22 protein-coding genes are annotated in these 21991 nt (G+C 65.5%); 7 read left to right on the top strand and 15 right to left on the bottom strand.

Annotation, left to right across the window (positions count from 1 at the left end):
- Positions 1 to 864 precede the first annotated feature (864 nt).
- From rpsT to coaBC, 5 genes are all read right to left on the bottom strand, one after another.
- Complete coding sequence (gene rpsT, locus JJT62_RS09290; RefSeq protein ID WP_165055313.1) at positions 865 to 1137, bottom strand: 30S ribosomal protein S20; 273 nt, start codon at positions 1135 to 1137, stop codon at positions 865 to 867.
- A gap of 184 nt (positions 1138 to 1321) precedes the next feature.
- Positions 1322 to 2098, bottom strand: a complete 777-nt coding sequence (locus tag JJT62_RS09285; protein WP_202072420.1) for an enoyl-CoA hydratase — start codon at positions 2096 to 2098, stop codon at positions 1322 to 1324.
- Positions 2099 to 2110: 12 nt separating this feature from the next.
- Entirely contained in the window at positions 2111 to 2548 is a 438-nt protein-coding gene (locus JJT62_RS09280) for an Rrf2 family transcriptional regulator (RefSeq protein WP_202072419.1), read from the bottom strand.
- Positions 2545 to 3009, bottom strand: a complete 465-nt coding sequence (gene dut, locus JJT62_RS09275; protein ID WP_202072418.1) for a dUTP diphosphatase — start codon at positions 3007 to 3009, stop codon at positions 2545 to 2547. The genes JJT62_RS09280 and dut overlap by 4 nt, the downstream gene beginning before the upstream one ends.
- Entirely contained in the window at positions 3006 to 4253 is a 1248-nt protein-coding gene (gene coaBC / locus JJT62_RS09270; RefSeq protein ID WP_246744805.1) for a bifunctional phosphopantothenoylcysteine decarboxylase/phosphopantothenate--cysteine ligase CoaBC, read from the bottom strand. The genes dut and coaBC overlap by 4 nt, the downstream gene beginning before the upstream one ends.
- 231 nt (positions 4254 to 4484) lie before the next feature.
- Between coaBC and recF the strand changes: the two genes are divergently transcribed.
- From recF to JJT62_RS09255, 3 genes are read left to right on the top strand one after another with little or no spacing between them, the layout of a single operon-like run.
- Positions 4485 to 5618: a DNA replication/repair protein RecF gene (gene recF / locus JJT62_RS09265; RefSeq protein ID WP_202072417.1), complete on the top strand. Its 1134-nt coding sequence runs from the start codon at positions 4485 to 4487 to the stop codon at positions 5616 to 5618.
- A gap of 36 nt (positions 5619 to 5654) precedes the next feature.
- On the top strand, positions 5655 to 5843 hold the full coding sequence (locus JJT62_RS09260) for a hypothetical protein (RefSeq protein WP_202072416.1): 189 nt from the start codon (positions 5655 to 5657) through the stop codon (positions 5841 to 5843).
- Between the two features lie 5 nt (positions 5844 to 5848).
- A complete protein-coding gene (locus JJT62_RS09255; protein ID WP_202072415.1) occupies positions 5849 to 7165 on the top strand; it encodes a DUF3422 family protein in 1317 nt (438 codons plus the stop codon).
- A 171-nt stretch (positions 7166 to 7336) separates the two neighbouring features.
- Here JJT62_RS09255 and JJT62_RS09250 read toward each other — a convergent pair whose 3' ends face one another.
- Together JJT62_RS09250 and JJT62_RS09245 are read right to left on the bottom strand one after the other, a co-directional pair.
- Positions 7337 to 7597, bottom strand: coding sequence for an exodeoxyribonuclease VII small subunit (locus JJT62_RS09250; RefSeq protein ID WP_202072414.1), 261 nt, complete (start codon positions 7595 to 7597; stop codon positions 7337 to 7339).
- 70 nt (positions 7598 to 7667) lie between these two features.
- A complete protein-coding gene (locus tag JJT62_RS09245; protein WP_202072413.1) occupies positions 7668 to 9071 on the bottom strand; it encodes a cation diffusion facilitator family transporter in 1404 nt (467 codons plus the stop codon).
- A 156-nt stretch (positions 9072 to 9227) separates the two neighbouring features.
- Between JJT62_RS09245 and JJT62_RS09240 the strand changes: the two genes are divergently transcribed.
- From JJT62_RS09240 to JJT62_RS09230, 3 genes are all read left to right on the top strand, one after another.
- Positions 9228 to 9668 (top strand): VOC family protein, encoded by a 441-nt coding sequence (locus JJT62_RS09240; RefSeq protein WP_202072412.1) that lies wholly within the window; start codon positions 9228 to 9230, stop codon positions 9666 to 9668.
- A gap of 402 nt (positions 9669 to 10070) precedes the next feature.
- Complete coding sequence (locus tag JJT62_RS09235; protein WP_202072411.1) at positions 10071 to 10421, top strand: hypothetical protein; 351 nt, start codon at positions 10071 to 10073, stop codon at positions 10419 to 10421.
- Positions 10422 to 10501: 80 nt separating this feature from the next.
- A complete protein-coding gene (locus JJT62_RS09230; RefSeq protein WP_202072478.1) occupies positions 10502 to 11146 on the top strand; it encodes a DedA family protein in 645 nt (214 codons plus the stop codon).
- Positions 11147 to 11390: 244 nt separating this feature from the next.
- Here JJT62_RS09230 and JJT62_RS09225 read toward each other — a convergent pair whose 3' ends face one another.
- Positions 11391 to 11882 carry a DUF2244 domain-containing protein gene (locus JJT62_RS09225; protein WP_202072410.1) on the bottom strand — a complete coding sequence of 164 codons (492 nt, stop codon included), beginning with the start codon at positions 11880 to 11882 and terminating at the stop codon, positions 11391 to 11393.
- Positions 11883 to 11931: 49 nt separating this feature from the next.
- Here JJT62_RS09225 and nth point away from each other — a divergent pair, with 49 nt between their 5' ends.
- The gene (nth, locus tag JJT62_RS09220; protein ID WP_202072409.1) at positions 11932 to 12645 is read left to right on the top strand and encodes an endonuclease III; all 714 of its coding nucleotides are present in this window, start codon (positions 11932 to 11934) and stop codon (positions 12643 to 12645) included.
- 110 nt (positions 12646 to 12755) lie between these two features.
- On the opposite strand, the gene recN is transcribed toward nth, so the two are convergent.
- From recN to JJT62_RS09185, 7 genes are all read right to left on the bottom strand, one after another.
- Positions 12756 to 14432 (bottom strand): DNA repair protein RecN, encoded by a 1677-nt coding sequence (recN, locus tag JJT62_RS09215; RefSeq protein ID WP_202072408.1) that lies wholly within the window; start codon positions 14430 to 14432, stop codon positions 12756 to 12758.
- 183 nt (positions 14433 to 14615) lie between these two features.
- Entirely contained in the window at positions 14616 to 15506 is an 891-nt protein-coding gene (locus JJT62_RS09210) for an outer membrane protein assembly factor BamD (RefSeq protein ID WP_202072407.1), read from the bottom strand.
- A 258-nt stretch (positions 15507 to 15764) separates the two neighbouring features.
- On the bottom strand, positions 15765 to 16727 hold the full coding sequence (lpxC, locus tag JJT62_RS09205) for a UDP-3-O-acyl-N-acetylglucosamine deacetylase (protein WP_370568508.1): 963 nt from the start codon (positions 16725 to 16727) through the stop codon (positions 15765 to 15767).
- Between the two features lie 128 nt (positions 16728 to 16855).
- Positions 16856 to 18568 carry a cell division protein FtsZ gene (gene ftsZ, locus JJT62_RS09200; RefSeq protein ID WP_202072406.1) on the bottom strand — a complete coding sequence of 571 codons (1713 nt, stop codon included), beginning with the start codon at positions 18566 to 18568 and terminating at the stop codon, positions 16856 to 16858.
- A gap of 154 nt (positions 18569 to 18722) precedes the next feature.
- Positions 18723 to 20036, bottom strand: coding sequence for a cell division protein FtsA (gene ftsA, locus JJT62_RS09195; protein ID WP_202072405.1), 1314 nt, complete (start codon positions 20034 to 20036; stop codon positions 18723 to 18725).
- A 4-nt stretch (positions 20037 to 20040) separates the two neighbouring features.
- Positions 20041 to 21036, bottom strand: a complete 996-nt coding sequence (locus tag JJT62_RS09190; protein ID WP_202072404.1) for a cell division protein FtsQ/DivIB — start codon at positions 21034 to 21036, stop codon at positions 20041 to 20043.
- Entirely contained in the window at positions 21003 to 21926 is a 924-nt protein-coding gene (locus JJT62_RS09185; protein WP_202072403.1) for a D-alanine--D-alanine ligase, read from the bottom strand. The genes JJT62_RS09190 and JJT62_RS09185 overlap by 34 nt, the downstream gene beginning before the upstream one ends.
- Between the last annotated feature and the right edge of the window lie 65 nt (positions 21927 to 21991).

The following is a 21991-nucleotide window of genomic DNA, read 5'->3' as shown; positions in this document are numbered from 1 at the left end:
GCAGATGGTTGCTAGAATAGTCTCAGTCGGCGACGCTCAGCAGGGCGGACCTAGCGCAAACCCTTCGCTACTCGCCTCGCGGCTTATACGATCGAGATAGACGCTGGGGACAAAATCAATTGAACGCCGTGAGAAGAATTCACGCACTCTACGCAGCACTCCAATCTCATTGGCCCGCCGCTGTCTTCTCATGACAAAACCCCCGGTTTCCAGAATCGCAGGATCCTGGATTTCTAACGCCCCCGCCTGACTGCTTTGAACTCAGCAGCCCCGCGAACTGATCTCGTGAATTTCAAATCGAACAGGAGGGAAAGCAATCGCTCGCCGGAAGCCTCGGCTTTTCGAGCAGGATCTCGACATATCGTCGCTCCCTTTGTGTGCTCAGCCTGTAGCTGATGGTGGGCGATAATCGCTTTCGTTCGACAAAAAAGAACCTACACGCGGCGCCTCATCCGCGCAATGATCGACATCAATGTGACGTCATCCTTTCGCCTCGCCTGTGGCGCCGATGCAAGACTTTACGGTGCAAAGTAGGCTGTAAACTTATGATTCAGCTCTGGGAATAAAAGGAAATCTGATTTTCCGCATTATGCACTTGGAATGCGCGTGAATTAACTGTCGTAAAGATGTCAAGTGGCCATCTGGATAGGCCTTTTTGACGACTTGGTCACAAGGGCTTGAATCCGAGGACTTTCATCTGCGCGCAACCGCTACGCGATATTTTTTGTGTGCGCGTCCGAATGGCGCAGGCAAAGTTTGCGCCACCAGAGGGCCTAAAATAAAAAAGCCCAGCAGAGCTGGGCCTTAAGAGTATCGCCGGTCACTCCGAAATCGGAGCAAGCTGCACGCAATAGGCGAGAAATCTCACCCCTTCGCTGCAAGCGCCTTCACGCTGGCGCTCAGGCGCGAGACTTTGCGCGAGGCGGTGTTCTTGTGAATGACGCCCTTCTGCGCGGCGCGCATCATCTCCGGCGCGGCGCTCTGCAGCGCAGCGGCGGCGAGCGACGCGTCGCCGGAAGCGATCGCCTCCTCGACCTTGCGCACGAAGGTGCGCATTCGGCTGCGACGCGCGCGATTGACGGCGGTGCGGCGCTCGATCTTGCGAACGGCTTTTTTGGCCGAAGCTGTATTGGCCATGTCTTATCTGTCCTCGAAGCTGTAACAGCGACTCATGGCCGCCCGAAAACATTGCGGCCGCGAAATCGCGGCCACGTCGCACGCCTTATAGGCTCGCCCCTTTTTTTCGTCAATGGCGATGCGCATTTGGACCGCGGGCCTTCCAACCCGCATTTTGAGCGAGCCTGAAGGCTCGCGGTCCGCCTCAGCGATTCTGGAAAGCGGGTTTCCGCTTCGCCACGAAAGCCGCCATGCCCTCTTTCTGATCCTGGGTCGCAAAGAGCGAATAAAACAGCCGGCGCTCATAGCGAACGCCCTCTGTGAGCGTGGTTTCGAAAGCGGCGTTCACCGCCTCCTTGGCCATCATCGCCGCCGGCAGCGACATGGCGGCGACTGCCGCCCCAGCCTTCAGCGCCTCGGCGACAAGGTCGGCGGCGGGGACGATTCGGGCGACGAGACCGCAGCGCTCGGCCTCCTCCGCCCCCATCATGCGGCCGGTCAGCACGAGGTCCATGGCTTTGGCCTTACCGATCGCCCGGGTCAGGCGCTGGGTGCCGCCCGCGCCGGGAATGACGCCGATCTTGATCTCCGGCTGTCCGAACTGCGCCGTATCGGCGGCTATGATAAAGTCGCACATCATGGCGAGCTCGCAGCCGCCGCCCAGCGCAAAACCGGCGACCGCCGCGATGATCGGCTTGCGGGCGCGCGCGACCGTGTCCCAGCGGCCGATGAAGTCGCTCAGATAAGCGTCGGCGAAGCTCTTGTCCTTCATCTCCTTGATGTCGGCGCCGGCGGCGAAGGCCTTCTCCGAGCCGGTGACCACCACGCAGCCGACGCCGTCGTCGGCCTCGAAGCCCGCCAAAGCGCAGTCGACCTCGCTGATCAGCAGCGCGTTGAGGGCGTTCAATGCCTGCGGCCGGTTGAGGCGGATGAGGCCCACACGGCCATGCGTTTCGACGTCGATCGTCTCGTAGCTGCTCATCTGGGCCTCCTTCTAAATATCGAAGTCAGTCGCGGGCTCTTTCTGGCCGAAGCCCAGCGCAATGGCGCGGGCGTAGAGATCCTCGAGGGTGATGTCGTCGAGCCGCGCCAGCGCCGCCTCTTCGGTCTCGGCGATCAGCGGCTCGAGCACGGCGACGAGCAGCGCGGGCGCCTGATCCTCTTCTTCCTCGGCGCGCAAGGCGACGCGCACGATCTCGCCGACGCAGAGTCGGCGCCGTTCGCGCGCCAGCTCATAGCCGCCAGCCGGGCCGCGCACACTCTTCAATATGCCGGCGCGCACCAGCGCCTGCAGCAGCGTCTCTAACCGGCGCGGCGGAAGATCGTGGCGCGCGGCAAGCTCTTTCGACGAGACGGGACGCCCGCGCGCATAAAGGGCGACGTCGAGCGCCGCCATCAAGGCGAATCGCGCCGGTCGCGGCAGCAGCCTCATTCCTCACCGCCCCCGTGCAGGCCCGTGGAGCCGAAACCGCCCGCCCCGCGCGCTGTTTCGTCGAGATCCTCGACCTCGGCCAGGATCGCGCGCGCGACCGGCGCGACGACGAGCTGAGCGATCCGCATGCCGCGGGTGATCTCGAAGGGCTGGCCGCCATGATTGATGAGCAGCGCCTTCACCTCGCCGCGATAGTCGCTGTCGATGGTGCCCGGCGCGTTGAGAACGGTCACGCCATATTCGACGGCGAGCCCCGAACGCGGCCGCAACTGCGCCTCATAGCCCCCAGGCAAGGCGATCTGGATTCCCGTCGGGATCAGATCGCGCGCGCCCGGCTCCAGAACGAGCTTCTGCCCGGCGGGCAGCGCCGCATAGAGATCGAGCCCGGCGGCCCCTTCGCTGGCATAGGCGGGGAGCGGCAGGCCCTCGCCATTGGTGAGGCGGCGGATGGAGACTTTCATTCAGCGGCCTCTTTTTCATTGAGAATTTCCGCGAGCCGCGCAACGAGCCGCTCGGCGACGGCCTCCTTGCGCAGGCGCGGCCAGCTTTCGACGCCGATCGGCGAGACGAGATGCGCCTCGTTCTCATCGCCGCCGAAGACGCCGGAGCCTTCCGACACGTCATTGGCGACGATCAGATCGCAGCCTTTGCGGGCAAGCTTTTCGCGGGCGTGAGCGATGACGTTGGTGGTCTCCGCCGCGAAGCCGACGACGAGCTGCGGCCGATTTTGCGCGCGCGCGACGCTCGCCAGAATGTCCGGGTTTTCGACCAGCGCAAAGCTCGGCGCCGCCGCGCCCTGCTCTTTCTTGATCTTCTGCGCCGACGCCTCGACGCGCCAATCGGCGACGGCGGCGGCGGCGACGAAAACATCGGCCGGCAGCGCCCGCTCGACAGCGGCAAGCATGTCGCGGGCGCTCTCGACGTGGATGACGTCGCAGCCAGGCGGATCGGGGAGCGTCACAGGCCCGCAGATCAGCGTCACCCGCGCGCCTGCACCTGCGGCGGCGGCGGCGATGGCGTGGCCCTGCTTGCCCGAGGAACGGTTGGCGATGTAGCGCACCGGGTCGATCGCTTCATGCGTCGGCCCGGAGGTGACGACGACGTGGCGGCCGGCCAGCGCGCCGGGCTCGACGGCGGGCAAGGACAGCCGCGTGTCGCTTTCCAGCGCTTGCTCTATCGCGGCGACAATCTCCAGCGGCTCGGCCATGCGGCCGGGGCCATATTCGCCGCAGGCCATCTCCCCGCTGTTAGGGCCGGCGAACAGTGCGCCGTCGCTCTTGAGCGTCGTGACATTGCGCCGGGTCGCGGGCGCGAGCCACATGCGCAGATTCATGGCGGGCGCGTAGAGCGCGCGCTTGTCGGTCGCAAGCAGGAGCGTCGTGGCGAGATCGTCGCAGAGGCCCTGCGCGGCGCGCGCGAGGAGATGCGCGGTCGCCGGCGCGACGACGATGAGGTCGGCGTCGCGGGAGAGCTGGATATGGCCCATCTCCTGCTCGTCGGTCGCCGAGAAGAGATCGTCGTAGACCTTTTCACCTGCAAGGCTGACAAAGGCGAGCGGCGTGACGAACTGCTTGGCGGCGGCGGTCATGACCACCCGCACCCGCGCCCCGCGCTCGCGCAGCCGACGCACGAGGTCGAGTGACTTATAGGCCGCGATCCCGCCCCCCACGACGAGCAAAACCCTCTTCCCCTCAAGGCTTTGCATGATCTCTGGACGCGGCAAGGCCAATACTCCCCGATGAACGCGCGCGGAGAATACAGATTTTGGGCGCAAGGCCAAAGCGGCCATGGTCGGCGCGCGTCTGAAATCCGACATTCGAACGAGCGTAACGATGAAGCGATCCAGAGCCATGGTGTGGCGCTGGATTGCTTCGCTTCGCGCGCAATGACGGCGGCTCGGCGACGCGTCCCTCCCATTGGTGTTATCTAACCACGAATGACGCGCGCCGATTCCCTGCCCGCGCCGCGCGTGCGGCGCCTCACGCTTGCCGATTACCGCTCCTATGCGCAGGCGCGCTGTGAGATCGACGCGCGGCTCGTGGCGCTTGTCGGCGAGAACGGCGCCGGCAAGACCAATGTGCTAGAGGCCCTTTCGCTCTTTTCGCCGGGCCGGGGCCTGCGCCGCGCCGAGCTGTCCGAATGCGCCCGGCGGGACGGCTCCGGCGGCTTCGCCGTGTCGATCGAGATCGAAGCGGACGGGATGACGGCGCAGCTCGGTCACGGGCTCTCGGCCGAGGGCGAGCGGCAATTCCGCATCGACCGCGCGCCGGTTTCCTCCGCCCGCGCCTTTGCCGACCATCTGCGCGTCTTGTGGCTGACGCCGGCGATGGACGGGCTGTTCAATGGCCCGGCAGGCGAGCGCCGGCGTTTTCTCGATCGCCTGGCGCTCGGCGTCGACGCCGATCACGGCGCGCGCGTCAACAAGCTGGAGCGCGCGCTGCGCAACCGCAACCGGCTGCTGGAGGAAGGCGTCTTAGACAAGCGCTGGCTCGACGCCGCCGAGCAGGAAATCGCCGCGCTCGGCGTCGCCGTGGCGGCGGCGCGGCGGGAGACCGTCTCGCGGCTTGCGTCGTTGATCGTCGCCAGCGAAAGCGTCTTCCCCTGGGCGGAGATTGCGATAGAGGGCGAGATCGAGAATATGCTCGCCGAGGCGCCGGCGCTCGCCGTGGAAGAGCGCTTCCGCGAGACGCTTCGAGACATGCGACGCCGCGACGCCGCCGCCGGCCGCACGCTCACCGGCCCGCAGACCAGCGATCTCGCCGTGCGCCATGGCCCGAAGAACGAAGCCGCGCGCGATTGCTCGACAGGCGAACAGAAGGCGCTGCTGATGGGCCTGACATTGGCCCACGCCCGCCTTGTCGGCGAAATGACGGGCAAGGCGCCGCTGTTGCTTCTGGATGAGGTCGCCGCGCATTTTGATCCGAGGCGGCGCGAGGCGTTGTTTACCGAGCTGGAGGCGCTGGGCGGTCAAATCTGGATGACGGGCGCCGACCCGCTGTTGTTCGCCTCGCTCGACGGTCGGGCTGAAATGTTGCTGGTGACGCCTGGACGCATAGAAAAAGCTTTCTGACGCATGTTATCCCTCGCGCGGATCTCGGAGCAGGCAATGGATTGGTATTGGTATGCGATCATCGCCGGCGTGGCGGCGCCCTGGCTCATTCTCGGCGCCGGCCTGCGCAACGCCTTCAAGGAAGGCGGCGTCGTCACTGGCGTTTCCGTCTGGTCGGGAATGGCCGTCTTCACGACGCTCATCGCGCTTTTGATTGGCTGGATCGCGCATAGGCTGATTGGGTAAGCGGAATGAACAAGCCAATTACGGGCGCGCAGTGGATCGAGCACGAATCGCGCGCGGCGATCCTCGCAGAGCTGCATGCGCGGCCTTTCTTGCCGCTGCAGGTCCCGCGCCGCGTCTATCATTTCGCCTTCGCGACCAATCGCGAGGAGGCCCTCGCGGACCGCGCGGCGGTCGAACAATTGGCGCGAACGCATCAGCTCGAACCGCCGGCGCCCGACGCGAAGTTCCATCATCTCGCGTTCAACGGCTGGCGATTGCGCTGGGAGCAGCACGCGGAATTCACGACCTATAGCTGGTCGACCAGCATAGGGGCGGAGAAGCCTTTCGATCACGCCGATCCTCTGACGCGCGGCGAGATCGCCTTTCGCCCGCCGGGGCCGCTGATCGTCGCCGCGCATCTATGCGTCATCGACGGGCAAACGCCGCTCGACGAGCTGGCCGCGCTTTTCAATTCGCAGAGCCTTTGCGTCATCGAAATCGGCAAGGCCGGCGGCGCCCAGGCGCTGACCGATTTCGCCGTCGACGCTTATGGCTTCACGCGCATGGCCATCCGCATACTGGAGGCGCCCCCGCTCGAAGCCGGGCGACTCGCGCAGCGTCTGCTCGAAGTCGAGACCTATCGCAGCATGGCGCTCCTCGGCCTTCCGCTGGCGCGCGCGGTTTCTCCCGAGCTGACTATGATGGAGGAGGAGCTTTCCGAAATCACCAATGCGCTGCGGCGCGATGAGTCGCGCAGCAATCACGATCTCCTCAAACGGCTTTCGGACCTTCTCGCCGCCAATGAGGCGCTTTCGACACGCACAACTTTCCGTTTCAGCGCCAGCCGCGCCTATCACGCGCTGGTGAAGAGCCGGCTGGAGTTGTTGCAGGAAGCCAAGGAAGGCCAATATCCGACCATTTCGAGCTTCCTCAACGCCCGGCTTGATCCCGCGATCGAAACCTGCAACGCCGTGCAGGCGCGACAGACGCGCTTTTCGACCGATGTCGCTCGCACGACCAATCTGATGCGCACCGGCATCACGCTGGAGATGGAGCGGCAAAACGGCGCTTTGCTCGACGATATGGTTCGTCGCACGCGCCTGCAGATGCGGCTCAACCGCATGGTGCAGGGCATTTCGGTCGCCGGCCTCGCCTACTATCTCGTAGGGCTGTTCGCTTTCATCGCCAAGGGGTTGAAGGAGGCGGGCGCATTGCCGGAGGCCATCTCCGCGGATATGGCCGGGGCGATCTTCGTGCCTTTCGCGCTGCTCATTTCCTGGGCCTTCATGGCGCGGGTGCGAGTCTTGTCGATCCGCGCAGCCAAGGAAGAGTTGGGCGATTAATAGGAGATCGGCTGGATTGGGTCGGCGTCATTCCCGACGCTCGCAAAGCGAGTGATCGAGAATCCAGAGCAACACGAGCTACGATGGCTCTGGATTCCCGATCGGGCTTTCAGCCCGCCGGGAATGACAAAATCCCAATGCGAGCTGTTGAAAAGGAAATTTTATACATCCTCAATCCACGTCGAGCGGCGCGACGCCCTTGGGCGCGCCATTCTCGCCGAGCGTGATCTTTTCGACCCGCGCCTCGGCCTCGGCGAGCAGCTTCTCGCAGCGCTCCTGCAGCGCCTTGCCGCGCGCATAAAGCCGCACCGACTCGTCGAGCGAGACGGAGCCCTTCTCCAGCTCTCCGACGATGCTCTCGAGCTCCTGCATGGCCTTTTCGAAAGGCATGGCGGAGACGTCTACGGCCGCTTCTTCTTTCTCGGTCTTCATGTCTTGCCTTGAATTAATGCGAACCTGAAGGCTCGCGGTCCGGACCGCGCGCCTTCAGGCGCGCCGCCCATCAATCATGGTCCGCCGGCTCAGCATGGCCAACGATGCGCAGGATTTGAGGATATTCCTCGCGCATCCGGCGCTCCAACCCATCGACCGCCTCATGCACCGTCTCGACCGGCACGCTGGCGTCGACGGCGCAGTGATAATTCACCACGAGTCCGCCGGAGGTCTCGCGCACGCGCACGTCGTGCACATTGGCGATATAACCGACTTGCTCGCTGTGGCGATCGAGCGCCGCCGCGATCTCCCGCGCAAGTTCATCCGGCGCATCGCGGCCGACGAGCACATGCGGCGCCAGGGGCTCGATATGGGTCTCGATTTCGACGTCTGCGCCGAATTCGTCGTGAATGGCGCTTTCGAAGTCCGTGGCGATGGCGTGGGCGCGCCCCATCGGCATGACCCCGTCGAGCTCTATGTCGAGGCCGATCGACAGGCGCTCGCCGATCTGTTGGGCGATGACGTGATGCGCGGTGATATGGCGACGTGCGGCGACGAGCATGATGCGCTCGACCACCGTCTCGTCGTCGAGCGCCCTTGCGTCGGCGGTGATGGTGACGCGCGCATGCGGGACGGCGGCGAGGATCGCCTCCGAGACCGCGGCCTTGATGCGCGCCGCCTGCTCGACGCGCAGCGTGCGCGCGACGCCGATCGTCGCGTCGCCGATGATCTCGGCGCCGGCGCTGCGCAGCCGCAATTCGTCGAGCGTGATCACGCCCGGCACGTTGAGAATCGCCCGCTCGATGTGCGGCGTCAGATCGCCCGGCGCCACGTCGACCAGAGTGTCGATCGTGCGCCGGCCGAGCCGATAGCCCGCGATGGCGATGAAGCCCGCCACGCCGAAGGAGGCGAGCGCGTCGCCCTGCGGAAAGCCGAAATGCGCCGCCGCCACGCCGATCAGCGCCAAAACGGAGGACACGAGATCGCTGGCGAAATGCAGGGCGTCGGCGGCGAGCGCGTCGCTGCGCTCCTCCCGCGCAATCTCGGCCAATTGCCGCGAGCGCACGAAATCGATCAGGATAGACGCCACGAGGACGCCATAAGCCGGCCAGCCGGCGTCGATCGTCACCTGCTCTCCGCCGAGGCGCCTGATCGCCTCGCCGACAACCACGAGCGCTAGGCCGAACAGCAGGCCGGTCTCGACAAGCGCCGCGAGCGCCTCATATTTTCCATGTCCGTAATGATGTTCCGCGTCCGCCGGCTTCTCCGCCTCGCGCACCGCAAAATAGGTCAGCGCCGTCGCGCCCGTGTCGACAAAGGCGTGGCCAGCCTCGGAGAGCAGCGCCAGCGAGCCGGACCAGAGGCCGGCGGCGAGCTTGGCCACGGCGAGTAGCGCGCTCGCGGCGATGGAGGCCTTGGCGGCTGCGATTTTCCGGCTGGCGCCGTGGGCGTCGAGCGCCCTCGTCTCAGTCATGGGAGGTTGCCTGCGAAGATTGACGCGCTTTGCCTAGCAAGAGGCGGCCCCGGCCGCAAACGCCGCTTGTGGATCGCCGCGGCGGAACGACTCACCCTCGGCCACGCACAAGCCGGCGCGCCGGTGCTAGGATGCGCCATCAACAGGAGTTCACGCATGAAGTTTCTGCATACGATGATCCGGGTGGGCGATCTCGACCGCTCGCTGCATTTTTTCTGCGACATTCTTGGCCTCGCGGAAGTGCGCCGCATGGAGAATGAAAAAGGCCGCTATACGCTCGTCTATCTGGCGGCGCCCACCGACCTCGAGGAGGCCAAGCGCAGCGGCGCCCCGACCATCGAGCTCACCTATAATTGGGACGAGCACGAATATGCTGGTGGGCGCAATTTCGGCCATCTCGCTTTCGCCGTCGACGACATCTACGAGGTCTGCGGGAGGCTTCAGAAAGCCGGCGTGACGATCAACCGGCCGCCGCGCGACGGCCATATGGCCTTCGTGCGCACGCCGGACGCGGTGTCGATTGAGCTGCTGCAAAAGGGCAAGCCTTTGGAGCCCAAGGAGCCTTGGGCCTCGGCGCAAAATATCGGCGTTTGGTGACGCCGCAGGCGGGATGGACTTTGGAATTGTTGTGCAGGCGCAGCAAAGATTTTTTCATTGCGCCATGAAACTATGACCAGAGTGGCGCGTTGGGACAATACGGAGGCGCGGCATGGGCGCGCTGCGCTTCCTCCACGCAAAAATTGCAACCGCTCGTCGTAGGCCCGTCACAGGACCCGTATATGAGCGGCGATACGCGGAGACGGAGCGCGCGAGGCGTGTTTCCGGCCGGAGGCGGAAGCGCCCGGGTCCGTTGTGGATCCGAGGTTTTCAGGATGAGCGGTTCAGCGACGGTTCAGTCGCCGCCGCTCAATTTTCAAGATGACGCCGCGCCCGAGGGGGTCGGTCGGCGTAGGAAGCGAAGAGGACGGGCTGAAAAAAGAAAGCAAAGCGGAGGACGATATGCTGGTTACGGATCTGATCCATTCCTGCTCGAACGAGATGGTCGCCCAGGCGGCCCTCAAATGCATCGGCGGCCGCTTCGCCGAGCGCGTCCGCGTTGCGGCGCAAGAGAAGGGAATGAGCGTCGGCAGATTCGTATCGATTATCGTTCGCGACTTCGCCCGCCGGGCGGATGACGGCGTCCGCGAGGCGCTGCGCGAACGGATCACGGGCGACGACCAGCCGTTGCTCAAGGGCCTGCGCGCGGTGCTCGAACCCGCGCTCGAAGAGGGAGCCCTCTTCGCCGATGAAGGCCTCGGACGGCCCTTCGCGGTCAACATGAGCTGCGCCGGCGCGCATCAGTATCAGTAACGGCCCAAAGGGCTTACGCATCGAAGCGACATCGCGCCGCGGTGTCGCTTTTTCTTTATCCGAGCTTGCGCGACGTCATCATGGCCCATTTCCTCGACCAGGCGCAGATCGCCGTCCTCCTCTCGACCTATGGCTATTGGGCGATCTTTTTCGTGGTTGCGTTGGAGAGCTCCGGCCTGCCTTTGCCGGGCGAGACCATGCTGGTCGGCGCCGCGATCTATGCGCGGCTCTCGGGGGCGCTCTCCATCGATTGGATTGTCGGGGCGGCCGCCGCCGGCGCCATCATGGGCGACAACGTCGGCTATTGGATCGGCCGTGAATTCGGCTACCGCTTCCTGGAGCGCCATGGCTGGCGCGTGGGGCTCGGGCCGGAAAAGCTGCGGCTCGGGCAATATCTCTTCTACAAATGGGGCGGCGCCATCGTCTTCTTCGGCCGCTTCATCGCGCTGCTGCGCATTCTCGCGGCGCTGCTCGCGGGGGCCAACCGCCTGCCGGCCGGCAAATTCTTTCTCTTCAACGCCGCGGGAGGCATTGTCTGGGCGCTTGTCTTTGGCCTCGGCGCCTATTGGCTGACGGCGGGCTTCGAGAGAATCGAGGGGCGGCTCGCCACGCTCGGCGTCGTCTGCGGACTGGTCGGGGTCTTTCTGCTGTGGCGCTACTATAAGGTCAATGAGGAGCGGCTGTTGCGCGACGCCGACGCCGTCCTCTCGCAACGCAAGCAATAAGACGAGATCCGCTCGACTGTTCGGCACATTCCCGACGCTCGCACAGTTCGGACACACAGGAAAACCACCGCCGTCATTGCGAGGAGGCTGAGCCGACGAAGCAATCCAGAGCCGCATCGCCGCCCTGGATTGCTTCGCTTCGCTCGCAATGACGGGCTCTGAGCAAAACCAGCGCTTTTGTGGCTCTGGATTCCGGTCGAGCTTTGAGCCCACCGGGAATAACACGCGCCGGAACTGGTAGAAGTCAGGAAAAGCGGGGGCCCCTCTTTGCCGTAGCGAGGGCGTGGGTGAGATCGCGGGCAAGCTCGGCCTTCTGATCCGGCCCCAGGAATGAGCCCACCTCGACCGTCTCGCCGCGAAACACCAAAGCGACGCTCTGCGTGCCGAATTCCTCGTGGACCTTCTGCTCCAGGCGCACCCAGGCGGGATTGAAGCGCCATTCCCGCCGCCAGCCCCCGGTGCCGACCTTGGCGAAGACCAGCTCGACCGGCGTGACGTCGAGCGTCTCATAGGCGCGCGCATCACGGAAACTGAGACGAAAGGCGATGAACAGCGCCAGCGCGTCGAGCCCCATGAAGCCTGCGACGGGCCAGGCTCCCATGAACAGAAATGGCAGCGCAAACAATCCCTGCGCGACGCAATAGGCGACGATGAAGAGATAGAAGGCGCGCGGCGTCATCGACCGATGCGGCGAGAGGCGCTTGGAATAAATCGGTTCGTCAAAGGGCTCAGCCATGGGCTCTACAGCGCTTCCGTCCCTGCGAACCAATAGATATAACGCTGTCATGGCGGGAAGAAACAGCGAAAACGCACAGACCAGGAAGCGCCTTGCTAAAGGGCCTCTTGCCCGCCGCCGCCTGCCCGCGGCGGAGGCGGCGCGGATCGAGGCCATTTTCGCGCGCCTCGCCGAGGCCAATCCAGAGCCCAAAGGCGAGCTTTTTTATACGAACCCCTTTACCCTGCTGGTCGCCGTGGTGCTCTCCGCGCAGGCGACCGACGCCGGCGTGAACAAAGCAACGCCGGCGCTTTTCGCCATCGCCGATACGCCGCAGAAAATGGTCGCGCTCGGCGAGGACCGCGTGCGCGAGGCGATCAAGACCATCGGCCTTTTCCGCACCAAGGCGAAGAACGTCGTGGCGCTCTCGCAATTGCTGATCGAGCGCCATGGGGGCGAGGTGCCGCAGGACCGCGATGCGCTGACGGCCCTGCCAGGCGTCGGCCGCAAGACGGCGAACGTCGTGCTGAACATCGCCTTCCACCAGCCGACCATCGCCGTGGACACGCATATCTTCCGCATCTCCAACCGCCTGCCCCTCGCCAAGGGCGCGACGCCGGAGGCAGTGGAGAAAGGGCTCGAGGCCGTCGTGCCGGAGAAATATCTCCTGCACGCGCATCACTGGCTAATCCTGCATGGCCGCTATGTGTGCAAGGCGCGAAAGCCCGAATGCGCGCGGTGCATTTTGTATGATTTGTGCAAGTTCAAGGAGAAGACGGCGTAAAGCTTCCCCGTCATTGCGAGGAGCGTAAGCGACGAAGCAATCCAGAGCCACATTACGGCCCTGGATTGCTTCGCTTCGCTCGCAATGACGGCGGTGGACGACCGTAACCGCTACCCCGCCCCTTCCAGCAACCGCATCGCCGCCGCGCGCGCTTCGTCGGTGATCGCCGCGCCGGACAGCATCCGCGCGATCTCCTCCCGCCGCTCGGCCTCGGCAAGCACGGCGACGCTCGTCGCCACCCGCTTCTCCTTGCCCTTGCTTGACGCGCCCTTGCTGATTCGCAAATGGCGGCTGGCGCGAGCGGCGACCTGGGGCGCATGCGTCACCGCGAGCACCTGGGCCTTGCCCGCGAGCCGCGCGAGTCGCTGGCCGATGGCGTCGGCTACGGCGCCGCCGACCCCGGTGTCGATCTCGTCGAACACCAGCGTCGGGGCGGAGCCACGATCGGCAAGCACGACCTTCAAGGCCAGCATGAAGCGCGCAAGCTCGCCGCCTGACGCCACCTTGGTCAGCGGCCCGGGACGCGAGCCGGGATTGGTTTGCACCCAGAATTCGACGCGGTCGATCCCCTCCGATCCGCCGTTCTCGGGCTCGCTCGTCACCTGCGTCGAAAAATGCGCGCCCTCCAGCTTCAAAGGCTTCAGCTCGGCGTCGACCAGCGCGTCGAGCTTTTTCGCCGCCTTCTGGCGGGCGGCGGAGAGCGCGCGCGCGGCCGCGTCATAGGCGGTCTTCGCCGTCTCCAGCTCCTGAGCGAGCTTGGTCAGCCGCGCTTCCGAGGCGTCGAGCGCCGCAATGTCTCCCGCAAATTTCTCGGCGAGCTTCGGCAGCTCCGGAATGCCCACCTGATATTTGCGCGCCGCCCCGCGCAGCGCGAAGAGCCGCTCCTCGACGCGCTCCAACTCCGCCGGATCGAAACGCGTTTCGGCGAGCGCCTGCTCCAGCGCCTGCTCAGCGAGCGACAAGGCGTCGACGGCCTGCGCCATCGCCTTGGCCGGCGGCTCCAATATTTGCGGCGCCTGCGTCAGCCGGCGTTCCAGCCGGCGCGCGGCGTGGCCGATTTCGACGGCCGGAGCCCGGTCATCCGCGAAAACGGCGAGCGCGTCGCGAATGTCGGTCGCGACCTTCTCGGCGCGCTGCATGAACAGCCGGCGTTCGGCGAGCGTCTCCTCCTCGCCCGGCTCGGGGGCGAGCTTGGTCAGCTCCTCATGGGCGTGGCGCAGATAATCGGCGTCGGCGCGGGCCTTGGCGATGCGCGCCTCCTCATCGGCCAGAGCGCGCCGCGCCGCCTGCCAGGCGCTGTGCCTGCCGCGCACCTCAGTGGCCTGACCGAGCAGCCCGCCATGGGCGTCAACCAGCGTGCGATGGGCGCTCGGATCGACAAGCGCGCGATCGTCGTGCTGGCAATGGATTTCCACCAGCTCGCGGCCGATGGCGCGAAGCGCCTGCGCCGTCGCCGGCTGATCATTGACGAAGGCGCGCGTGCGCCCATCCGCCGCCTGCACCCGGCGCAGCACCATTTCGTCTTCGCTGGCGAGGCCGAATTCGCGCGCGGCGAGATGCGCGGGATGATCCGGGGCAAGATCGAAGACGGCCGTCACCTGGCCTTGTTCGCTGCCCGCGCGCACGAGCGAGGCGTCGCCGCGCCCGCCGAGCGCCAGCACAAATGCGTCGAGCAGAATGGATTTGCCGGCGCCCGTCTCGCCGGTGAGCGTCGTCAGCCCCTGCCCGAAATCGAGATCGAGCGCGTCGATGAGCACGATATCGCGAATGGACAGGCGGGTGAGCATGACGCTGACTTTATCGCTCCGGCGCGCGAACCGCATGCAACAGCCCTGCCGCCCGATGGCGGAAGGGCGCGATTCGCCGACGCGCCAAGGTTGGCACGCCCTGCGACGAAATCAATCGGGGACCGCGCGCCTTTAGGCGCGCATTTTTAAGAGGCGAGCCTGAAGGCTCGCGGTCCAAATTGGTTAGATCGCGTGCAGCGTCTTGCCGACCTTGGAGAGCCAGGAATCGCTATATTCATGCGGCTCCAGACCGCCCGTTTTCAGCAAGGCGTGCGCGTCCTTGTACCATTGCGAATCCGGGTAGTTATGGCCAAGGATCGCCGCCGCCGTCTGCGCCTCATTGGTGACGCCCATAGCGAGATAGGCTTCCGTCAGGCGGTAGAGCGCTTCTTCCGTATGGCGAGTCGTCTGATATTTGCCGAGCACGTCGTGGAAACGGTTGATCGCCGCCGGGTAATTCTTACGCGTCAGATAGAAGCGACCGACCTGCATTTCCTTGGCGGCGAGCTGGTCGCGCGCCACGCCCATTTTGTATTTGGCGTCGGCGACATATTCGGACTTGGGGTATTTCTGGATCAGCTCGGAGAAAATCTGCAGCGCCTTTTCAGCCGAAGACTGGTCGCGCATCACGTCCGGCACCTGGTTATAGTAGCTCATGCCGGCGAGATAAAAGACATAAGGCGTGTCGGGCGAATTCGGATAAAGGCCGATGTAACGCTGCGCCGCCTGGACGGCTTCGTCATAAGCCGGCTTCTCATATTGCGTGAAGACGGTCATCAGCAGCGCCTTGCGCGACCATTCTGACGAGGGATAGTTTTTCTCCACCTCGCCGAATCTCTTCGCCGCCTTCTCGTAGTCCTTGGCCTTCAGCCTGGCGAGGCCCTGGTTGTAGAGGTCGTCGGCTGGAATGTCCGGGGTAATTTCCGTCTTATATTTCTCGCCGCCGCCCAAAAGGCCAAAGCCGCTCGTGATCGTATCCATGATGTCCGCACGCGCCGGCGCGACCGAAAGGGTCAGGGCCGCCAATGCTGCGAGCATGGCGGAAGAACGGAAAGAAGCAGCGAAAACCGACATATGAAGCGCCCCTTGCGGCAACGAGCGACGACCGCGCCGCGCTCTGAAACCTATTAGCCTAAACCGCCATGTCCCGCCACTCACGGCGTCGCTCCAGCGCACATCCCGCAAAAGTAGACAGGCTTTTGCAACGAGAATGCGCTCCAGGCTTTGGCGGGTTTTCCTCTCGCTCGCACCATTACGCGTGAGCGAGAGGAAAACGCACCAAGGCCGAGCCGTCCCGGCGCTGGCGGCGCGCGGCGACGGATTGTGCAGATATTAGGAAGGACTTTGTTCTGGCGAGATTATGGCGAAAGACGCCGCCGGCCGCTCCGCGACAACATGGCGCTCGACCAATTCCAGCGCGCCTTGGCGCATCGCCGTTTGCACCAGCGCCACATTCAGCGCATGCCCGCCTCTGAAGGAGCGGAACGCCCCCAGGATCGGCGCGCCGGCGAGCGCGAGGTCTCCCACGACGTCGAGCATTTTATGGCGAACGAATTCGTCGACGTAACGCAGCCCCTCGGAATTGAGCACGGTCTCGCCGTCGAGCACCACTGTATTTTCGAGCGAGGCGCCGAGCGCGAGGCCGCCGCGCCACAGTCGCTCGGCGTCGCGCAGGAAGCCGAAGCTGCGGGCGCCCGCGAGCTCGCGGCGGAAGGTTTCGGGCGTGAGTTTCAAAGCGCGGCGCTGCCGGCCGATGCGGCCCTCGAAAGCGATTTCGACGTCGAGGCTGAGCACGCCGTCCGCTGGCGTCAGCTCGGCCCAGCCGGCGCCGTCGGAGACGCGCACGGGCGCAGTGACGCGCAGAAAGCGGCGCGGCGCGGCCAGCTCGACCAGCCCCGCCTCGTCGAGCGCGGCGACAAAGGCGCGAGCGGAGCCGTCCATAGCCGGGACTTCCGCGCCCTCGATCTCGACAAGGGCGTTGTCGACGCCAAGGCCGGCGAGCGCCGCCAGCAGATGTTCGACGGTCGAGACGCGCGCGCCCTCGCCCGACAGCCGCGTGCGCAATTGCGTGGCGTCGACGCTGCGCCAGTCGGCAAGGATGTCGGCGCCTTCGACGCTGAAGACGATTCCGGAATCGGCGGCGGAAGGCGAGAGCGTGAGACGCGCTGGCGTGTCGCTATGGACGCCGCGGCCGCTGAGCGTGACGGAACGCGCAAGCGATGTCTGGGCGCGAGACTTCGGGCGAATGAGGGGATCCTCCCGGCGAAGGCTGGAACAGGCCCAAGTTAGAGCCACTTACTGGATAATTCTTATCCCAGGGGCGTGGCAAGGCTCCAGTAACGGTTTGCTACCGTTTGTTACAAGCCACGCGCAAAAAAGACAAAGGCCCGCGCTGGCGGGCCTTTGCGAAGCTGCAAAGCAGCTCAGTGGTTCGATTGCCGGCGCAGGAAAGCCGGGATTTCGAGATGGTCTTCCTCCACCGGACGCGGCGCGGGGGCGCGGCGGCCATGGGTGTCGAGCCCGGCGTGACCCGGCGCCTGCGGCGCAGGCGCCGCGGGGCGCTTGCCATATTCCGCATGCGCCGGAGAAGGCTGCGGCGCGCGGGGCGGCATTGGGGCCTGGGGATAAGGCGCGGCGGGAGCGGCCTGCATCGCGTCTTCCTGCCGGCTCGCGCCGAAGGAGGCGAGGCGCTCGAAGATCGATTTACGACGTGGGTCCTGCGACGCCTCGGCGTGGTGCTGACGAATCTGATCCTGCACCGGCCGCGGGAAATCCTCGAGCGACGGCATGCGCGGGGTGCGCGGCATCTCGGGCGCCGGCGGCACATAAGGCGCCGCGGCTGGCTCCGCAGCCATGCGTGGCGCGGGCTCCGGCATCGGCTCGACATAGGCCGGACGCGCGGCGACCGGCTCCAGATAGACGCCGTTCGTCGTCATATGGGCGGGCGCAGCCGGGGCCGGCTCGGCATAATAGACAGGAGCCGGCGCCGCTTCGCGCATCTCGGGCTGATAGGCGGGCGCGGGCGCGCGTTCCGGCATCGCGTAAATCTGGGCCGAAGGGGCGGCCTCGGCGACGGGCGCCGGTTGCGACTTGGCGTGCAACTGCTGGCGCAGCCGCTCGGCGGCCTCGGCCATCCGGCTCTGGCTCGTCGGATCCTCGGCCGTGATCGCAGCGAGATCGATGCCCGTCGCGACGACCGACACGCGGATGACGCCTTCGAGCGAGGAATCGAAAGTGGCGCCGAGGATGATGTTGGCGTCCTCGTCGACCTCCTGACGGATGCGGCTCGCCGCCTCGTCGACTTCATAAAGCGTGAGGTCGTGGCCGCCGGTGATCGAGATCAGCAGGCCGCGCGCGCCCTTCATCGACACTTCGTCGAGCAGCGGATTGGCGATCGCCGCTTCGGCCGCAAGATTGGCGCGGCGCTCGCCGGTCGCCTCGCCCGTGCCCATCATCGCCTTGCCCATGCCGCGCATGATCGAGCGCACATCGGCGAAGTCGAGATTGATGAGGCCTTCCTTGACCATGAGGTCAGTGACCGAGGCCACGCCCGAATAGAGCACCTGATCCGCCATGGCGAAGGCGTCGGCGAAGGTCGTCTTCTCCGTCGCGATGCGGAAGAGATTCTGGTTCGGGATGACGATCAGCGTGTCGACGCATTTCTGCAGCTCGCCAATGCCAGCGTCGGCGATGCGCAGGCGGCGCTGACCCTCGAAATGGAACGGCTTGGTCACGACGCCGACAGTGAGGATTCCCATCTCGCGCGCGATCTGCGCGATGACCGGCGCGGCGCCCGTGCCAGTGCCGCCGCCCATGCCGGCGGTGACGAAGCACATATGCGCGCCCTGCAGATGCTCGCGAATCTCCTCGCGGGCTTCCTCAGCGGCGGCGCGGCCGACTTCCGGCTGGGCGCCGGCGCCGAGACCTTCCGTCACCTGCAGGCCCATCTGAATCACGCGCTCGGCGGAAGAAGAGGCAAGCGCCTGAGCGTCGGTATTGGCGACCAGAAAATCGACGCCCGACAGGCCAGACGTGATCATGTTGTTGACGGCGTTGCAGCCGCCCCCGCCCACGCCGCAGACCATGATTCGGGGCTTGAGTTCCCTCAGTTCGGGCGCTTTGAGATTGATCGTCATTTGCCAGGCCTCTCGGAATTAACACAGCTCATCGGCGTCGGTTGTCCTTTCCTTGGACGCCCCGTCGCCGAACGCGTCGTCCTCGGTAACTTTACGCAGAGGCCCGTCTCGACAGGCCGAATCGCTTCGGTAGAGAGAATCACTTGCTGCGATTCTAGAAGCTTTCCTTTAACCATCTACCCACTCGCGACATGTAACCATCCGTACCCGTCGCAAACCTTTCGCCGCGGTGGGGCTCGAAATATTCGCGCCCCGCGACCTGCGGGTAGACGAGCAATCCCGCCGCCGCCGCGAATGCGGGGCTGCGCGCCGGATCGGGAAGCCCGTCGACTCCGATCGGGCGACCGATGCGCACTTGCCCGCCGAGAATCGACCGCGCGCACTCGGCCGCGCCGGTGAGCTGACAAGCGCCGCCGGTGAGCACGATGCGGCGGTTGGGGCCGGACGGATAGCCGGCGCGCGCGAGCCGGTCGCGCAGGAATTCGAACGTCTCCTCGATGCGGGGACGAATGATCCGCACGAGATGCGACTTGGGCGCATAGTGCTTGTGACGGCCGCTCTCGCCGACATGATCGAAGGACACCGTCTCGCGCTCGTCGGAGGAAGACGAGATCGCCGAGCCGTGGAAGGTCTTCAGGCGCTCGGCGTCGGCAAGGCGCGCGTCGAGGCCGCGGGCAATGTCCATGGTGACGTGATTGCCGCCGAGCGTCACGGCGTCGAGATGGGTCAGCTTTCCGCGGGCGAAAACCGCGAGCGAGGTCGAGCCGGCGCCCATGTCGATGAGGACGACGCCCATTTCCGCCTCGTCGGGCTCGAGCGCCGACAGGCCGGCTGCGTAAGGCGCAGCGGCCATGCCTTCCACGCCGAGATGGCCGCGCTCCGCCGCGAGGACGAGATTGCGAACCGCCGCCTGATCGCAGCTTGCCACATGGAGATCGACGCCGAGTTCGTCGCCGATCATATCCTTGGGCTCGCGAATGTCCGGCACGCCGTCGAGCGAGAAGCCAGTCGGGATCGAATGCACGGCGACGCGGCCGCGATGCAGATGATGCGCGGCGGAGGCTTCGAGCACGCGATGAATATCGCTTTCCGCGACCTCACGGCCGCCGATCGCGCGCTTCGCGGCGAAATGTTCGGATGCGAGACGGCCGCCCGACGCGGTGACGATCACATGATCGATTTGCGTTCCGGCCATGCGCTCGGCGGCGTCCACCGTCTGCCGGATGGCGCGCTCGGCCGCGTCCATGTCGATCACGAGGCCATGCTTCACGCCGAGCGAGCGCTGGTGGCCGATGCCGATGACGCGGATGCGATGCGTCCGCCAGTCGCGCGGCGCAACGTCGCCGACCGGCGTCAGGCGCGCGATCAGGCAAGCGATCTTCGACGTGCCGATGTCGAGCACGCCGAACGTCGCGGCGCGGCGCGGCGAGAGCGGCTTGAGACGGGGGGGAACAAGCTGGGACTTCATGACTCTACCCACCAGCCTTCTTGGTTTTATGGGGCAACGCCGCTTCTCGCGCCGCAGCGGCTTCCTCCGTCAGGCGCACCGTGACGCGGTCGGCCGCGCGCAAATCGATGGCCATGACGTCTTTGTCGAGAATGCGCGCCTCGCGCTGCAGGCGGATCAGGGCGCCGATGGCGCGGCCCGGATCGGCTTCCGGCAATTTCACGATCACGCCATTGGTCATCTCGATGTCCCAACGGCGGTTGGCGACGAGAACGCCGGCCTTCACGCGCTGCGCGAGATCGCCCATGCCCTCTCTGATCGCCAGGAATTCCGGCAGACGCTTCTGCGCGCCCTCGCCGACAACGAAGGGCAAGCCGAGGTAGCGCTCGTCGCGCAGCTCGTCGATCGCGACGCCGTCATCGGAAACAACCGAGATGCGGCCGTCGCGCTGCCAAAGCGCTTGCGGCCGGCGCTCCTCGATCGCGACGACGAGACGGTTGGGATAAAGCTTCATCACCCGCGCGGTCTTCACCAGCGGGATGGCCAGCAAGCGCTCGCGGACGGCGCCGGCGTCGAGAAAGAGCAGCGACTGGCGCGGCGTGACTCCCGCGGCGTCCAAAAGCTCATTTTCGGTCAGCCGCGACTGCCCGGTGATGGTCACCGCGGAAATATCGAAACCGAAAGCGCGGGCGGCAATGTCCCAGGGCTGGCCTTCGCGCCGGATCAGCGCGTCATAGCCGCCGTTCTGCAAGGCGCCGGCAAGGCCGACGCAACCAAAGAGAAGAAGCACGGCGGCCAGGCCGACGCCCGGGCGTGCAAGAAAGGCGTAGCGCTGCAGCGCGGACGGCCCATCGTCGCGGCGATGCGGCGGCTGGGGCGGAAGATCGGCGGTGGCGGCGGCGCTGGCGTAGGAGGCGCCCGCGACAGCCGCCTCGGGCTGGGCGAGCGAAAAATGTACAGGCGGGAGGGAAGTCGCGAGCGACTCCCTCAACGATCGCAGGATGCGTTCTCCACCATCCATTTCACAAGCTCGCCGAACGATAAACCTGCATAAGCCGCCATATCTGGCACGAGCGAGGTCTCCGTCATTCCCGGCTGCGTATTGACTTCCAACACGACAAGCTCGCCCGTTCCATCGGGGCGATCGTCATATCTGAAGTCCGCGCGGCTGACGCCGCGGCAACCGAGAGCCCGATGAGCCTCGATGGCTAAATGTTGAACCTCTTGGTAAATATTTTGTTTAAGATTCGCGGGAATAACGTGTTTTGAACCGCCTTTCGCGTATTTCGCGTGGTAGTCGTACCAGCCGCCGTCAGCGGCGAGAATCTCGATCACATCGAGCGCGCGGTCTCCCATCACGGCGCAGGTAAGTTCCCGCCCCGCCACGAATTGTTCGGCGAGCATCAGATCGCCATGCGCCCAATCTTCCCGCATCAGCTCCTGCGGCGGATGGGCCTGGTCCTCCCTGACGATGAAGACGCCGAAGGAGGAGCCCTCCGAGACGGGCTTCAGCACATAGGGCGGCGGCAGCACATGCGCCTTCGCCGCCTCCAGACGATGCACGACGCGGCCTTTGGGCACGGGAACGCCGGCGGCCGCCATCACGACCTTGGCCACGTCCTTCTTCATCGCGAGCGAGGAAGCGAGCACGCCCGAATGCGTATAGGGAATGCCCAGTAATTCGAGCACGCCCTGAATACAGCCGTCCTCGCCGAATTTTCCGTGCAGGGCGTTGAAGGCCACGTCTGGCTTGAGCGACGCCAGCACGCTCGCGACGTCATGGCCGACGTCGACCTGAGTCACGCGGTAGCCCTGCTCCTCCAGCGCTTTGGCGCAGGCCGCGCCTGAGCGCAAAGAGACTTCGCGTTCGGCGGAGAGTCCGCCCATCAGCACGGCGACGTGTTTGGTCATGTCGATCTCTTGATTGGCGCCAAGACAGAGCGGAAGAGAACGTCTCGCCTCTGGCGCGCGTTGAT

It is taken from the genome of Methylocystis sp. Sn-Cys, from assembly GCF_016745395.1.
GTDB lineage: Bacteria > Pseudomonadota > Alphaproteobacteria > Rhizobiales > Beijerinckiaceae > Methylocystis > Methylocystis iwaonis.
The sequence above is the reverse complement of the archived record's forward strand: the minus strand, read 5'-3'. Positions and strand labels throughout refer to the sequence as shown.

Excerpts from the sequence above, each read along its gene's own strand:
- rpsT (WP_165055313.1), bottom strand. The coding sequence starts at position 1,137 with ATGGCCAATACAGCTTCGGCCAAAAAAGCCGTTCGCAAGATCGAGCGC.
- JJT62_RS09280 (WP_202072419.1), bottom strand. The coding sequence starts at position 2,548 with ATGAGGCTGCTGCCGCGACCGGCGCGATTCGCCTTGATGGCGGCGCTC.
- JJT62_RS09255 (WP_202072415.1), top strand. The coding sequence starts at position 5,849 with ATGAACAAGCCAATTACGGGCGCGCAGTGGATCGAGCACGAATCGCGC.
- JJT62_RS09210 (WP_202072407.1), bottom strand. The coding sequence starts at position 15,506 with ATGTCGGTTTTCGCTGCTTCTTTCCGTTCTTCCGCCATGCTCGCAGCA.
- JJT62_RS09240 (WP_202072412.1), top strand. The coding sequence starts at position 9,228 with ATGAAGTTTCTGCATACGATGATCCGGGTGGGCGATCTCGACCGCTCG.
- recF (WP_202072417.1), top strand. The coding sequence starts at position 4,485 with ATGACGCGCGCCGATTCCCTGCCCGCGCCGCGCGTGCGGCGCCTCACG.
- coaBC (WP_246744805.1), bottom strand. The coding sequence starts at position 4,253 with ATGCAAAGCCTTGAGGGGAAGAGGGTTTTGCTCGTCGTGGGGGGCGGG.
- recN (WP_202072408.1), bottom strand. The coding sequence starts at position 14,432 with ATGCTCACCCGCCTGTCCATTCGCGATATCGTGCTCATCGACGCGCTC.
- dut (WP_202072418.1), bottom strand. The coding sequence starts at position 3,009 with ATGAAAGTCTCCATCCGCCGCCTCACCAATGGCGAGGGCCTGCCGCTC.
- JJT62_RS09190 (WP_202072404.1), bottom strand. The coding sequence starts at position 21,036 with ATGGATGGTGGAGAACGCATCCTGCGATCGTTGAGGGAGTCGCTCGCG.
- JJT62_RS09250 (WP_202072414.1), bottom strand. The coding sequence starts at position 7,597 with ATGAAGACCGAGAAAGAAGAAGCGGCCGTAGACGTCTCCGCCATGCCT.
- JJT62_RS09285 (WP_202072420.1), bottom strand. The coding sequence starts at position 2,098 with ATGAGCAGCTACGAGACGATCGACGTCGAAACGCATGGCCGTGTGGGC.
- JJT62_RS09230 (WP_202072478.1), top strand. The coding sequence starts at position 10,502 with ATGGCCCATTTCCTCGACCAGGCGCAGATCGCCGTCCTCCTCTCGACC.
- JJT62_RS09185 (WP_202072403.1), bottom strand. The coding sequence starts at position 21,926 with ATGACCAAACACGTCGCCGTGCTGATGGGCGGACTCTCCGCCGAACGC.
- ftsA (WP_202072405.1), bottom strand. The coding sequence starts at position 20,036 with ATGAAGTCCCAGCTTGTTCCCCCCCGTCTCAAGCCGCTCTCGCCGCGC.
- JJT62_RS09260 (WP_202072416.1), top strand. The coding sequence starts at position 5,655 with ATGGATTGGTATTGGTATGCGATCATCGCCGGCGTGGCGGCGCCCTGG.
- JJT62_RS09235 (WP_202072411.1), top strand. The coding sequence starts at position 10,071 with ATGCTGGTTACGGATCTGATCCATTCCTGCTCGAACGAGATGGTCGCC.
- JJT62_RS09225 (WP_202072410.1), bottom strand. The coding sequence starts at position 11,882 with ATGGCTGAGCCCTTTGACGAACCGATTTATTCCAAGCGCCTCTCGCCG.
- JJT62_RS09245 (WP_202072413.1), bottom strand. The coding sequence starts at position 9,071 with ATGACTGAGACGAGGGCGCTCGACGCCCACGGCGCCAGCCGGAAAATC.
- nth (WP_202072409.1), top strand. The coding sequence starts at position 11,932 with ATGGCGGGAAGAAACAGCGAAAACGCACAGACCAGGAAGCGCCTTGCT.
- ftsZ (WP_202072406.1), bottom strand. The coding sequence starts at position 18,568 with ATGACGATCAATCTCAAAGCGCCCGAACTGAGGGAACTCAAGCCCCGA.